Consider the following 13,475-nt stretch of genomic DNA (forward strand, 5'->3'; position numbering starts at 1 on the left):
CTGTGCAGGTGACGGGCACGGTGCTGACGACGCGCCGGGTCGACGCCTACCATGCGCTGACGGTGGTGGCGCCCGGCATCGCCGAGCGTTACCGCCCCGGCCACTTCGTCTCCGTGGCGGTCGGCGGGCCCCACACGTCGATGGTGACGCGCCGCGCGCTGTCCATCCATGACGTCAAGTCCGACTACGGCGGCACGGTCGAGCTCGTCTTCACCGCCGCCGGGCCGGGCACGTCCTGGCTGGCCGAGCGGCGCGCCCGCGACACGCTGGACCTGGTCGGGCCGCTCGGGAGGCCGTTCCCGCTGCCGCGCGACCCGGTCAACTGCGTGCTGGTCGGCGCCGAGTACGGCTCGGCCGTGCTGTTCCCGCTGGCCGACGCGCTGCTGGCGCGCGGCTGCCGGGTCGACTTCGTGCTCGGCGGCGCCGGGGCCGACCGCGTCTTCGGCGCCATGCGGGCCCGCCGCATCGCCGAGACGACGACCCTGACCACCGAGGACGGCTCGCTCGGCCTGCGCGGCAAGGTCACCGACGCGCTGCCCTCGGTGATCGCCGACACCCGGGCCGACGCCGTCTACGCCTGCGCGCCCATGCCGGCGCTGCGGGCGGTGACGGCGGTGGCGATGGAGTTCGACATCCCGGTGCAGGTGGCCGTCGAGGAGTCGATGGCCTGCGGCATCGGCGTGTGCATGACGTGCGTCATCCCGGTCATCGGCGACGACGGCGCGACCAGGATGGTCCGCGCGTGCGCGGAGGGGCCGGTGTTCCGGGGGGAGCGGGTGCGGTTCGAGGACGTGGGAACGATCCCGTTCGACGCGCTCGGCGCCCCCGGAGGCGGTGCACGACATGTCAGTTGATATGCGTACATTTCTGGCGCACGTGGAGCTGGGGAACCCGATCACCACGGCCGCCGGCTGCGCGGGTTCGGGCCAGGAGCTCGCCCAGTTCTTCGACCTCCACCGGCTCGGCGCGCTGACCACCCGGTCCGTCACCATGGCCCCGCGCGCGGGGCGTCCGACGCCGCGCATGGCCGAGACGCCCTCAGGCATGCTCAACGCCGTCGGGCTCCAGGGGCCGGGCATCGAGGCGTACCTGGAGCGCGAGCTGCCCTGGCTGGCCCAGCGCGGCATCAAGACCATCGTCTCGATCGGCGGCGGCACCGTCGCCGAGTACTCCGAGCTGGCCCGCAGGCTCGCCGACGCGCCCGGGGTGACCGCTCTTGAGGTCAACCTTTCTTGCCCGAACATGGAGGACCGAGGGCGTGTCTTCGCGCGTGAGGGCAGCGCCGCGGCCGAGGTGATCGCCTCGGTGCGCTCCATCATGCGCTACGACGTCCCCGTGGTGGCCAAGCTCGCGCCTGACGTGGCCGACATCGTCTCCGTCGCCCGCGCCTGCGTGGACGCCGGCGCGGACGCGCTGTCCATGATCAACAACCCGCTCGGCATGGCCATCGACACCGAGGCGCTGCGCCCCTCGCTGGCCGCCGTCACCGGAGGGCTGTCGGGGCCCGCCATCCTGCCCCTGGCCGTCCGCTGCGTGTGGCAGGTGCACGCGGCCCTGCCCGGGGTGCCGCTGATCGGCATGGGCGGCGTGATGACCGGCAGGGACGCCTTCCAGCTCATCCTGGCGGGCGCCTGCCTCGTCGGGGTGGGCACCGCCCTGTTCCACGACCCCTACGCGTGCCTGCGCATCGAGCGCGAGCTTGAGGACCTGCTGCGGGCCCGCGGCTTCCAACGCCTCGCCGACGCCGTCGGCCTGGCCCACCGACCGCCGGGGAGCGCTCCCCGGCACCTTCTGGCCGACTCCGAGGAGATCTCCCCTTGACGCCCGCACCCATCGCCGTCGCCCTCGACGCCCCCGACCTGGAGACCGCCGCCCGGTGGGCGAGCCTGGTGACGCCGCACGTCAGCACCATCAAAGTGGGCCTGGAGCTCTACCTGCGCTACGGCCCCGACGTGATCGCCTCCGTACGCGGCGCCAGCGGCGTGCAGATCTTCCTCGACCTCAAGCTGCACGACATCCCCAACACCGTCGCGGGCGCCGCCAAGGCCGTCTCCCGCCTGCGCCCGGCCATCCTGACCGTGCACGCGGCCGGCGGCGCGGCCATGATCCGGGCCGCGGTCGAGTCCGCGCCGCAGACCAAGATCGCCGCTGTGACGATCCTCACCTCGCTGAACGAGTCCGACCTCGACCGCATCGGCCTGGCCGGGCCCGCGGACGAGGCCGTGCGCCGCCTGGCGGCCCTGTCGGTCGAGGCCGGCGCCACGGCGCTGGTGTGCTCGCCCCACGAGGTCGCGGCGGTGCGGGCCGAGGTGGGGCCCGGCATCACCCTCATCACGCCCGGCGTGCGCCCTCAGGGGGCCGACGTGCAGGACCAGGTACGCGTGGCGACCCCCGAGCAGGCGCTGGCCGACGGCGCCGACCTGCTCGTGATCGGCCGCCCGATCACCGGCTCGGCGGACCCGGGAGCGGCCGCCGCCGCCATCGCCGCCTCGCTGCGCCGCACGACCGCCTCCTGACCCGGTTTCCCGGCCCGGTTCGCCCGGGCCGTTTCCGGGCCGGTCTTCCGGCGTGCGGGCGGGGCATGGCGGCAGGCGTCGCCGGACCGTCCGCACAGCCCTCGCTCACAAGATCGTAATGCATCCGGCGGGCGTTCGCGCACCCTTCCCGAATCGGGTTTCGGTCCTGGTCCGGCCCTGGTTTCGGACATGAACGGCCGACGCGCGGACGATCTTCGCCGTGTTCCGGGACGCCGTCCGGGCCGCTCGCGTGAAGCGGGAAGTGAGGGCGATTTGATCAGCAGTGGGTAATTTTACGCTCACGGACAGTGATGAAGTGGATTTTGTGAGGAGAGAAACCGCTCTTGACGTTGCTTAGGGGGCGATGACCAGCTAGTTTCCCTTCCCGTCCGAGTACATCGACAGAAATTCGAGGTGACCCGGCGTGGCTCTTCCTCCCCTGACCCCTGAGCAGCGCGCCGCAGCCCTTGAGAAGGCTGCCAAGGCCCGTAAAGAGCGTGCCGAGGTCAAGAACCGGCTCAAGCATGGCGCGGTTTCTCTGGCTGAGGTGCTCAAGGATGGGCAGACCGACGACGTCATCGGCAAGATGAAGGTGTCGGCACTGTTGGAATCGCTCCCCGGCGTGGGCAAGGTCCGCGCCAAGCAGCTCATGGAGCGGCTTGCCATCGCCGAGTCCCGCCGCGTGCGGGGTCTCGGTGCGAACCAGAGGGCCTCCCTCGAGCGCGAGTTCGGTGGCAACGAGAGCTAATCTCTGTTCCACAAGAAAGCGCAGGTTCAACGGGGGGTAGGAAGTGACCGAGAGGTCCTGGTCCGGCGAAGCAAGGGCCCACGAGGCAGTCGGATTGGGAGCGAAGGTCGGCTTCCTCCCCTTGAGCAAGAGGCGGCTGACGGTCCTGTCAGGGCCGTCGGGCGTCGGCAAGTCCACGGTCGTCGCCGAGCTCCGGCGGGCACACCCCGAGGTGTGGCTGTCGGTCTCGGTGACCACCAGGAGGCCCCGTCCCGGCGAGGTCAACGGGGTCCACTACTTCTTCGTCGACGGCGAGGAGTTCGACCGGCTCGTCGAGGCCGGCGAGCTGCTGGAGTGGGCGGAGTTCGCGGGCAACCGCTACGGCACCCCGCGCGAGGCGGTGCTGGACAAGCTCGCCCAGGGCGTCCCGACCGTCCTGGAGATCGACCTGGAAGGCGCCAGGCAGGTGCGTGGCACCATGCCGGACGCCCTGCTGGTCTTCCTGGCCCCCCCGACGTGGGAGGAGCTGGAGAAGCGGCTGCGCGGCCGCGGCACCGAGCCGGAGGACGTCATCGAGCGCCGGCTCCAGGCCGGACGGGTCGAAATGGCGGCCGAGTCGGAGTTCGACCTCACGCTGGTGAACACGAGTGTCCATGAAGTGTGCCACCGGCTGATAGCCTTGATGACTGACCCTCAGGGGGTCACCACCACCATCAACCGAGAGGTCTGACAATCGTGGCAGGCACCACCCCGGCCGCGGAGGGCATCACCAACCCGCCGATCGACGCGCTGCTCGACATCGTCGACAGCAAGTACTCCCTGGTGATCATGGGCGCCAAGCGCGCCCGCCAGATCAACGCCTACTACTCCCAGCTCGGCGAGGGCCTGCTGGAATACGTCGGGCCGCTGGTCGAGACGCACGCTCAGGAGAAGCCGCTGTCCATCGCGCTGCGCGAGGTCTCCGAGGGCCTGCTCAACGCCGAGCCCATCGAAGGCGCGGTCTGACCCCTTCGATGAAGGTCGTCCTCGGCGTCAGCGGCGGCATCGCCGCGTACAAGGCGTGTGAGCTGCTGCGGCTGTTCACCGAGTCAGGTCACGAGGTGCGGGTCGTGCCGACCCGCGAAGTCCTGCGGTTCGTGGGCGAGCCCACCTGGGCCGCCCTGTCGGGCAACCCCGTGACCGCCGACGTCTGGGACGACGTTCACGAGGTGCCCCACGTCCGCATCGGCCAGCGCGCCGATCTCGTCGTGGTGGCGCCGGCGACCGCCAACACCCTGGCCAAGGCGGCCCACGGGCTCGCCGACGACCTGCTGACCAACACCCTGCTGACGGCGCGCTGCCCGGTCGTGTTCGCCCCGGCCATGCACACCGAGATGTGGCAACATCCGGCCACCCGCGCCAACGTCGCGACCCTGCGCGAGCGCGGGGCCGTCGTGATCGACCCGGCCGTGGGGCGCCTCACCGGCGCCGACACCGGCCCCGGCCGGCTGCCCGACCCCGCCGAGATCTTCCAGGTCTGCCTGCGCGTGCTGCGCGGCGGGCCGCGCGACCTGGCCGGGCGCAAGGTGGTGATCTCCGCCGGAGGCACCCGCGAGGCGATCGACCCGGTCCGCTTCATCGGCAACCGCTCGTCCGGGTTGCAGGGGTACGCCCTGGCCCGTACGGCGGTCGCGCGCGGCGCCGAGGTGACCGTCGTGGCCGCCAACGTCGCGCTTCCCGACCCCGCGGGGGCCACCGTGGTGCGGGTGGGGTCCACGGCCGAGCTGCGCGAGGCGGTGCTGGCCGCCTCGGAGAAGGCCGACGCCGTCGTCATGGCGGCCGCGGTGGCCGACTTCCGCCCGGCGTCCCGGCACGACACGAAGATCAAGAAGACCGACGGCGAGCCCGACCCCATCCACCTGACGAAGAACCCCGACATCCTGGCCGAGCTGGGCCTGCTGCGCCGCGAGGCCGGCACCGGCCCCCGGGTGATCGTCGGGTTCGCGGCCGAGACCGACGACGTGCTCGCCAACGGGCAGGCCAAGCTCGCCAGGAAGGGCTGCGACCTGCTGGTGGTCAACCAGGTGGGGGAGGGGCTGGCGTTCGGCACGCCCGACAACGCCGCCACCGTCCTCGTCGCCGGCGGCGATCCCGTCGAGGTGCCGCGCGGCCCCAAGGAGGACGTCGCCGACGCCGTCTGGGACCTGGTCGCGCCCCGCCTGTCCTAGCGTCCGATTTTCGGCGGGAACGATTACCTGATCGCCAGTTGCGACACCCCGGACGCCTACCGATACTTGGGGGCAAAGGGGGACGGAATGCCGGTGGGTTCCGCTGTCAGGGATCGTTGCAGGAGATTGCTAGAGGACCAGGGAGGAATCCGTTACGTCTTCCCCGCGTTATCCGTGGGGCCGACGGGAACGGGCCACTTCCTCATCGTCGTCACTGATTCGTCCGTCTCGGTGCTCACCACCAGGACCCTCCGGAGTGACCGGCCGGTCGCGGTGTTCGCCACGTATCCGAGGCACACCAGGCTCGGGCCGATCTTGCCCGGACCGTTCATCGAGCTCGGCAACACCGTGTTCGAGTTCGACGAGGAGTACGCGGCGGTGGTGTCCGCGGCCGACGCCGAGGTCTTCGCGCCGGAGACGCTGCCCCCCGATCCCCTCCCCGACCTGTGACCGGACACGGACACGGGACGGTTTCGCGACCGGGCGCCGGGTAGGGCTAGACTTCGGCGAGGCCCTGGCGTGTACTTCCGTCCCGGGCCCAACATCCGTCAGCAGCCGCTGCATGAGGAGCCACTGAGTTGTCACGTCGCCTGTTCACCTCCGAGTCGGTCACCGAAGGCCACCCGGACAAGATCGCCGACCAGATCAGTGACGCGATTCTCGACGCCATGCTCAAGGACGACCCCAAGAGCCGGGTCGCCGTCGAGACGCTGATCACTACCGGCCAGGTCCACGTCGCAGGCGAGGTCACGACCGAGACCTACGTCGACATCCCCGGCGTCATCCGGGAGAAGATCCTGGAGATCGGCTACGACGCCTCCCACAAGGGCTTCGACGGCGCCTCCTGCGGCGTGTCGGTGTCCATCGGCGCGCAGTCGCCCGACATCGCCCAGGGCGTCGACGACGCCTACGAGCACCGCGTGGGCGGCGGCGACGCCGACGAGCTCGACCGCCAGGGCGCCGGCGACCAGGGCCTGATGTTCGGCTACGCCTGCCGCGAGACGCCCGAGCTGATGCCGCTGCCGATCACGCTCGCGCACCGGCTCGCCCAGCGCCTGTCCGAGGTCCGCAAGACCGGCAAGGTTCCCTACCTGCGCCCCGACGGCAAGACCCAGGTCACCATCGAGTACGACGGCGACAAGCCCGTCCGCCTCGACACCGTGGTCGTCTCCACCCAGCACGCGGCCGAGATCGACCTCAAGGAGATGCTCGCCCCCGACATCAAGGAGCACGTGGTCGACCCCGTGCTCGACGGGCTGGAGATCGAGACCGAGGGCTACCGGCTGCTGGTCAACCCGACCGGCCGCTTCGAGATCGGCGGCCCGATGGGCGACGCCGGCCTGACCGGTCGCAAGATCATCATCGACACCTACGGCGGCATGGCCCGCCACGGCGGTGGCGCGTTCTCGGGCAAGGACCCGTCCAAGGTCGACCGTTCGGCGGCGTACGCGATGCGCTGGGTGGCCAAGAACGTCGTCGCGGCGGGGCTGGCCGACCGGTGCGAGGTGCAGGTCGCGTACGCGATCGGCAAGGCTCAGCCGGTGGGCCTGTTCGTGGAGTGCTTCGGCACCGAGAAGCTGCCGGTGGAGCAGATCCAGGCGGCCGTGCTGCGCGTCTTCGACCTGCGTCCGGCGGCCATCATCCGCGACCTCGACCTGCTGCGCCCGATCTACTCCGAGACCGCCGCTTACGGGCACTTCGGCCGTGAGGGCTTCTCCTGGGAGTCCACCGACCGCGCCGAGGCCCTTCGGACGGCTGCCGGTCTCTGACCTCTCCCGGTTCTTGTTCGACGCAGGTGCCGCATCCGGCCCATCGGGGCGTGGATGCGGCACTTGTCGTCGGCTGATGTCGGTGTGAGGCGGGTTCTGCTCGGCTGTCCGCCTCTTCGCTGAGGGCGGGTTCGCCTTCGGGGGCTCGGTCGCAGGTCCTGGCGGATCTCGGGTGTCCGGCGTCCTGCGGTGTGGTCTGCCTGCATGCCTGTTGTCGTGTGCTCCTCTTCACGGTCGAGCCGGCGTGGGGATGGCGGCGCGCGGGGTCTGGTAGACGTTAGTGCGTGACCCACTCCGACGACGCCCTTCTGCCGCTCGACGCCGTGCGGCCCCCGGCGTCGTCCAAGGACACCAAGGGGGCCGTGGTCGCGGCGCCCGAGCGGCCGGTGGCGCGAGTGGTCGTGGACAGCCCGCTGCCGCACCTCGACCGCCTCTTCGACTACCTGGTGCCCGCCGCCATGCACGAGGCGGCCCGGCCCGGGGTGCGGGTGCGCGTCCGGTTCGCGGGCAAGCTGATCGACGCGTTCCTGCTGGAGCGGGTGGACGAGAGCGATCACGAGGGCAAGCTGACCCCGCTGGAACGGGTGGTCTCTCCCGAGCAGGTGCTCACGCCGGAGATCGCGGGTCTGGCCCGCGCCGTGGCCGACCGTTACGCGGGCACTCTGACCGACGTGCTCCGCCTGGCCGTCCCGCCGCGCCATGCCAAGGCCGAGGCCGAGGTCCCGCCCCCCGCCGGCCCGGCTCCCGGCTCCTCCCAAGAGGCCGGCTCGCCGGACACCGTCGAGGAGACGCCCGGCGGTGCGGGTGACATCGGGGAGCAGCAGGCAGCCGACGGCGACACCGGCGTCGTGGGCGGCGGTTCCGCGGGCGAGGGCCGCGGGGACGCCTCCGAGCGTGCGGGGGAGGGGCGTGAGAGCGCCTGGGACGCCTATCCGACCGGGCCGTCCTTCCTTGACGCGCTGCGCCACGGTCGCGCCCCACGCGCCGTGTGGTCGGCGCTGCCCGGCGCCACGGGCTGGGCCGGGGCCATGGCGGAGGCGGTGCTCGCGACGCTGGAGGGCGGGCGGGGAGCGGTCCTCGTCGTCCCCGACGGCAAGGACGTCGCGCTGGCGGACGCCGAGTTCGAACGGCTGCTCGGCCCGGGCAGGCACGTGGCGCTCACGGCTGACCTGGGTCCCGCCGAGCGCTACAGGCGGTGGCTGAAGGTCCTCAGAGGCCAGGTACGCGCGGTCGTGGGCACGCGGGCCGCCATGTTCGCCCCCGTGGCCGATCTCGGCCTGGTGGCCATCTGGGACGACGGCGACGACCTGCACGCCGAACGCCTGGCCCCCTACCCCCACGCCCGGGAGGTCCTCGGCCTGCGTGCCCACCGGACCGGCGCGGCCATGCTGATCGGCGGCTACGCGCGTACGGCCGAGGCCACCCAGCTCGTCGCGACGCGCTGGGCCAGGCCGATCGTGGCCGCCCGCACCATGATCAGGACCGTGGCCCCGCGGGTGCGTCCCGCCGGAGAGGACGCCGAGCTGGCCAAGGACCAGGCGGCCCGGCAGGCGAGGCTGCCCAGCCTGGCCTGGCGGGCGCTGCGGCAGGGGCTGGAGAGCGGGCCGGTGCTGGTGCAGGTGCCCAGGCGCGGTTACCTGCCGGCGCTGGCCTGCCGCCACTGCCGTGCCCCGGCGCGGTGCGTCCTGCCGCCCACCAGGATCGCCCCGCACCTCGCCGCACCACCGGCCCCCGCCGCCGCGCCGACACCCGTCCGGGGTGGCGCGGGAGCGCCCGCCGGGGCCGAGGGGCGGGGCGGGCCGTTGCCGGTCGCCGGGGAGGCGCTCATCCTGTCGGCGGCGGCGTCCGGGGCGGTCCCGCTCGGCCTGCCCCTGCACGCGCCGGGGACAGGCGCCGGGGCTCTGCCGCCCGCCGTCGACGGGTTGGCCGGGATGGCCGGGATGCCGGATGGGTCCGCGGCGCACGGCGGCGGGGAGTCGCTGTGCCATGGGCCGCTGGCGCTCAGGGCCGGGCACGCCGCCCCCTACTGCCGCTGGTGCGGCCGGGTCGACGCCGACTGGCGATGCCCGTCCTGCGGCAGCCCCCGCCTGCGGGCGGTCGTCACGGGGGCCAGGCGCACCGCGGAGGAGCTGGGCCGGGCCTTCCCGTCGGTGCCGGTGCGGACCTCGGGCCGGGACGGCGTGCTGGCCCGCGTGCCCGCCGCCCGCGCCCTGGTGGTCGCCACGCCCGGCGCCGAGCCCGTGGCCGAGGGCGGTTACGCGGCGGCCGTCCTGCTCGACGGGTGGGCGCTGCTGGGCCGGGCCGACCTGCGGGCGGGGGAGGAGACGCTGCGCCGGTGGATGAACGCCGCCGCGCTGCTGCGGCCGTCCGCCGAGCTGGTGGTGCTCGGGGACGCCGGGCTGCCCTCCGTCCAGGCGCTGCTGCGGTGGGACCCGATCACGCACGCCGAACGCGAACTGGGCGACCGGGCCGAGCTGGGCTTCCCGCCCGCGGTGCGGATGGCGACGCTGACGGGTTCGGCCAGTGCCGTACGGCAGATGCTCGACGAGGTACGCCTCCCGCCCGACGCCCAGGTGCTCGGCCCCGTCCCCGTGGACGAGTCCGGCCTGGAACGGGCCATGATCCGGGTACGGCGCGGCGGCGGGGCGGCGTTGTCGGCCGCGCTCAAGGGGGCCAGTGGGGTGCGTGCGGCGCGTAAGACACCAGATGTCGTGAGGGTGAGTGTCGACCCACTCGACCTGATTTAGACCGTTTCCCCGATTCGCTCATCTGTTGGTCAGCCGTTAGCGTGCCCCTGTGTCGATCGAATGGGTGAACCAGGCCATCGACGACCTGCGCGCATGGGGGCGCGCGCGGGAAGTCGAGGTGGACGCGGACGAGGTCCGCCTGCTCTGCGACTACGCCAGCGACTACCTCGACGTCGACGAACTGAGCGACTTCACGCCGGAGACCTTCGACGAGCTGCTGCTGTCCATCTATCCGCGCAAGGTGATCGCGCCGCCCGAGAGCGCGCCCGAGACCGTGGCGGCCGCCCGCACTCTGGTCGACTACCTCGGCGACGCCGGCCATGTCGGTCCGGACACCGTGGCGGGCATGCGCGCGCGGCTCGACGAGATCGCTCCGCGCATGCCCGAGGCCCTGGCCGACACGGCCAACTTCGGCATGGCCAAGAGCCTGTTCAGCTCGATCGGGCCCGAGTCGCTCGAACAGGCGGTGCCGGTGCCGTCCGGGGAGCTGCCCGACCTGGGCGAGGCGCCCTGCGACTGTCCGGGCTGCACCCCGCTGCCCGCCGTGCGGCTGGCCTCGGAGGAGGAGCTGGCCGAGGCGCTGCGGGCCGTTCCGGGGCTGGCCGGCGGCCCGCCCCCGGGCGACCCGGGCGACCCGGCCGACGGCGGGCCGCTGCGCGCCTGGGCCGAGACCGTGGCCCGCCTGCTGGAGGACGACACCGGCGGCGAGATCACCGGCCACGCCGAGCTCGACGAGGGGCTCTACGACCTGTTCGACATGCTCTACCGCCTCCAGGCGCCGGTGCCGCTCCAGGTCGTCGCCGACTACCTGGAGGAGGTCTCCGGCGAGGGCGGCGTCGACGTGGGCGGAGCGCTCGACCGGCTGGCCGGGTGGGGCATGGTCCGCCTCACCGGCGAGGCCGCCGAGCTGACGCCCCTGGCGGTGTGGGGGCTGCGCGAGCACTACCTCTCGCTCGGCCTCGACGCCCCGATCGCCCCCGACCTGGGCGAGGCCGACGCGCGCGGCCTGATCGAAGGGCTGCTCGAAGGGCTGCCCGCCGAGCTGGCCGAGCAGGACATCTCCCGCTGGCTGTCCGGCCGCGCGGCGGGCGAGGCGGCGGCCGAGCTGCTGACCGCCGCCTCCGGCGCGCCCGCCGTGGCCCGCGGCATCGCGATCACCATCGTCGACCGGCTGGGCGCGGAGGCCGAGCCACAGGTCCGCGAGCACCTCGACGACCAGGAGCTGCGCCCGCACGTCATACACTGGCTGGCCGCACGCGGTCTCGGCGCGCCGCCGCTCACCCAGGAGGAGTTGCTCTGGGTCAGCGTCGACATGCTCGCCCTGGCGATGCCGGCCGCTCGGGAGGATCCGGAGATCTTCGCCGAGAACATGGCGGCGTCCGGTCCGCCGGCCCACCTCATCGAGGAGATGTGGCGGGTCGACCACCCCGACGTGGTCGAGGTTCTGGAGCTGCTCGGACGCTCCATCCCCGACGACACGGTGGCCAAGGCGGCGCGCAAGGCGGCGTTCAAGGCACGCTCCCGGGCCATCCGTTGAGTACGCCCTTGTGACTGCTGTGCAGTAAGTTTCGTGGGTGGCAAACAACGTCTTCGACCTCGCCGAGCTGCGCAAGCTGATCGATGAGCAGGCCGCCGTGCCTCCACGGCCACCTGAGGAGACCTCTGTGGAGCACGAGGCGCTGACCTTCCCGCCCGTCCTGCTGGCGAGCGACGCCGAGCTGGCCCGGGCGGTGCCCGCTGTGCCGCTCGTCGCCGACGCCATCCGCCTGACCGCCTGGACGGGCAGCCGCGAGGTGGGCGCCGACGGCATGCTCGGAGAGTCCGACGCCAGGGCCGCCGCGGAAGAGCTGGGGCTCCAGGAGTCGCGGATGCGGCTGATCTGGATCGTCGCGGTCAACACCGGCCTGCTGCGCATCCTCGGCGGCCGGGCCTCGCGCGGCCCGCTGTCGATGCAGCTCACGGTCGAGGCCACGCTGGAGTTCTGGGACGGTGTGGTGATGGACGTCCTCGACCGCGCCGACGAGGGCCTGACCGGCTCGGCCGTGGTCGACGACCACCTGGCCGAGATGCTGGCCACGATCTACTCGGTGCGCTCGGGCGTGGCCGTGGGCAACCTGGCCAGGGGCATTTTGCAGTCGCACGAGGTGGCCTGCGCGCCGGGCCAGGTCGAGATGCGCAGGCTGGCCGCCGCGCTGCCGGCCGAGCTGCTGGAGGCGGTGTCGCTGCTGACGTACTGCGGGCTGGTCGAGCAGACCGAGGCCGGGCGCACGGCGCTCACCCCGCTCGGGGTGTGGGCCGTCCGGCGCGACCTGCTGCGCGAGGGCCACGACGCGCCCACCGCCGCCGAGGTGCAGGTCTTCGCCGACCTGTCGGCCGCCGAGCTGGTCGAGGCGCTGGTGAGGGGCACGGCCACGCAGAGCGCCGTGGCGGGCTGGCTGGAGCGCCGGCCGCCCGAGGCGGCCGCGCGCGACCTGATCGAGATCGCCGCCTCCGGCACCGCCGGGCAGCGCGGCGCGGTCGGCGCCATCCTGGAGGAGCTCGGCCCGGAGGCCGAGCAGCCCGTGCGGCAGGCGCTCGACCACCCGCTCACGCGCCGCTACGCCGCCTCCTGGCTGCACATCCGCGACCTGGAGGCCCCGCCGCTCAGCGCCGAGGACCACACCTGGATCGCGGTCGACAACCTCGCCGCGCTCATGCACCTGTCGGGCCCGGCCGCCGGCCGCCTCGACATGCCCGAGCCGGGCGAAGACCTGATCAAGCTCGTCGGCGAGATGCCCGCGGTCGGCCATCCCGACACGCTGGCCGTGCTCGACATGCTCGCCGGCACCCACGACGACCGGGCGGTGGCCAAGGCGGCGCGCAAGGCCGCGATGAAGGCTCGTTCCCTGGGCACGACCGGCCGCCGGCCCACCGCCGGTAAACTGGGCTGATCAACGTTCGAGAACAGGAGTGAGCCCCTTGGCGATCCAGTCGATCCGGCTGTTCGGAGATCCGGTGCTGCGCACCGCGGCGGCCCCGGTCGTCGACTTCGACAAGGAGCTGCGCAAGCTGGTCAAGGACCTCACCGACACGATGATGGACGCCCCGGGCGCGGGCCTTGCGGCTCCGCAGATCGGCGTCGGCCTGCGGGTGTTCACCTACTACGTCGACGACCAGCTCGGCCACCTCATCAACCCCGACCTCGACCTGTCCTCCGACCTCGACGAGGACGGCGAGGAGGGCTGCCTGTCCTTCCCCGGCCTGAGCTACCCGACGCCGCGCGCCGTCCGCGCCGTGGCCAAGGGCTTCGACATGCACGGCGAGCCGGTCACGCTGGAGGGCACCGACCTGATGGCCCGCTGCTTCCAGCACGAGACCGACCACCTCGACGGCATCCTGTTCATCGACCGCATGGACCCCAAGCAGCGCAAGCTGGCCATGAAGGCCATCCGCGAGGCCGAGTGGAGCGGCCTGTCCGCCCCCGTGATCAAGATGTCGCCGCACGCCACCGGCGGAAGGGCGCTCTGACG

Annotated in this window: 13 protein-coding genes; all 13 read left to right on the forward strand. The window is 72.8% G+C overall.

Annotation, left to right across the window (positions count from 1 at the left end; all coding sequences use genetic code 11):
* Nucleotides 1-2 precede the first annotated feature (2 nt).
* The 13 genes from ABZ815_RS34230 (at nt 3) to def (ending at nt 13,473) form a co-directional block, all read left to right on the forward strand.
* Nucleotides 3-854: a dihydroorotate dehydrogenase electron transfer subunit gene (locus tag ABZ815_RS34230; protein WP_357705339.1), complete on the forward strand. Its 852-nt coding sequence runs from the start codon at nt 3-5 to the stop codon at nt 852-854.
* A complete protein-coding gene (locus tag ABZ815_RS34235) occupies nt 844-1,821 on the forward strand; it encodes a dihydroorotate dehydrogenase (protein ID WP_357705340.1) in 978 nt (325 codons plus the stop codon). The genes ABZ815_RS34230 and ABZ815_RS34235 overlap by 11 nt, the downstream gene beginning before the upstream one ends.
* Complete coding sequence (gene pyrF / locus ABZ815_RS34240; RefSeq protein WP_357705341.1) at nt 1,818-2,516, forward strand: orotidine-5'-phosphate decarboxylase; 699 nt, start codon at nt 1,818-1,820, stop codon at nt 2,514-2,516. The genes ABZ815_RS34235 and pyrF overlap by 4 nt, the downstream gene beginning before the upstream one ends.
* A 424-nt stretch (nt 2,517-2,940) precedes the next feature.
* The gene (mihF, locus tag ABZ815_RS34245) at nt 2,941-3,264 is read left to right on the forward strand and encodes an integration host factor, actinobacterial type (RefSeq protein WP_020541698.1); all 324 of its coding nucleotides are present in this window, start codon (nt 2,941-2,943) and stop codon (nt 3,262-3,264) included.
* A gap of 94 nt (nt 3,265-3,358) precedes the next feature.
* Nucleotides 3,359-3,973 carry a guanylate kinase gene (gmk, locus tag ABZ815_RS34250; RefSeq protein ID WP_357705342.1) on the forward strand — a complete coding sequence of 205 codons (615 nt, stop codon included), beginning with the start codon at nt 3,359-3,361 and terminating at the stop codon, nt 3,971-3,973.
* 5 nt (nt 3,974-3,978) lie between these two features.
* On the forward strand, nt 3,979-4,248 hold the full coding sequence (gene rpoZ / locus ABZ815_RS34255) for a DNA-directed RNA polymerase subunit omega (protein WP_043638590.1): 270 nt from the start codon (nt 3,979-3,981) through the stop codon (nt 4,246-4,248).
* 8 nt (nt 4,249-4,256) lie between these two features.
* A complete protein-coding gene (gene coaBC / locus ABZ815_RS34260; RefSeq protein ID WP_357705343.1) occupies nt 4,257-5,450 on the forward strand; it encodes a bifunctional phosphopantothenoylcysteine decarboxylase/phosphopantothenate--cysteine ligase CoaBC in 1,194 nt (397 codons plus the stop codon).
* Between the two features lie 126 nt (nt 5,451-5,576).
* A complete protein-coding gene (locus ABZ815_RS34265) occupies nt 5,577-5,900 on the forward strand; it encodes a hypothetical protein (RefSeq protein WP_352322592.1) in 324 nt (107 codons plus the stop codon).
* 128 nt (nt 5,901-6,028) lie between these two features.
* Nucleotides 6,029-7,219 carry a methionine adenosyltransferase gene (gene metK / locus ABZ815_RS34270; protein WP_357705344.1) on the forward strand — a complete coding sequence of 397 codons (1,191 nt, stop codon included), beginning with the start codon at nt 6,029-6,031 and terminating at the stop codon, nt 7,217-7,219.
* A gap of 323 nt (nt 7,220-7,542) precedes the next feature.
* Entirely contained in the window at nt 7,543-9,966 is a 2,424-nt protein-coding gene (locus ABZ815_RS34275) for a primosomal protein N' (protein WP_357705418.1), read from the forward strand.
* 49 nt (nt 9,967-10,015) lie between these two features.
* On the forward strand, nt 10,016-11,503 hold the full coding sequence (locus ABZ815_RS34280; RefSeq protein WP_357705345.1) for a hypothetical protein: 1,488 nt from the start codon (nt 10,016-10,018) through the stop codon (nt 11,501-11,503).
* Between the two features lie 37 nt (nt 11,504-11,540).
* Nucleotides 11,541-12,896 carry a hypothetical protein gene (locus ABZ815_RS34285; RefSeq protein ID WP_357705346.1) on the forward strand — a complete coding sequence of 452 codons (1,356 nt, stop codon included), beginning with the start codon at nt 11,541-11,543 and terminating at the stop codon, nt 12,894-12,896.
* Nucleotides 12,897-12,924: 28 nt separating this feature from the next.
* Nucleotides 12,925-13,473, forward strand: coding sequence for a peptide deformylase (def, locus tag ABZ815_RS34290; protein WP_357705347.1), 549 nt, complete (start codon nt 12,925-12,927; stop codon nt 13,471-13,473).
* Nucleotides 13,474-13,475 lie beyond the last annotated feature (2 nt).

The organism is Nonomuraea sp. NPDC047529 (genome assembly GCF_040642995.1).
In the GTDB taxonomy this organism is placed as follows: Bacteria; Actinomycetota; Actinomycetes; order Streptosporangiales; family Streptosporangiaceae; genus Nonomuraea.

Coding starts and splice junctions, on each gene's coding strand:
- ABZ815_RS34235 (WP_357705340.1), top strand. CDS start 844: ATGTCAGTTGATATGCGTACATTTCTGGCGCACGTGGAGCTGGGGAAC.
- coaBC (WP_357705343.1), top strand. CDS start 4,257: ATGAAGGTCGTCCTCGGCGTCAGCGGCGGCATCGCCGCGTACAAGGCG.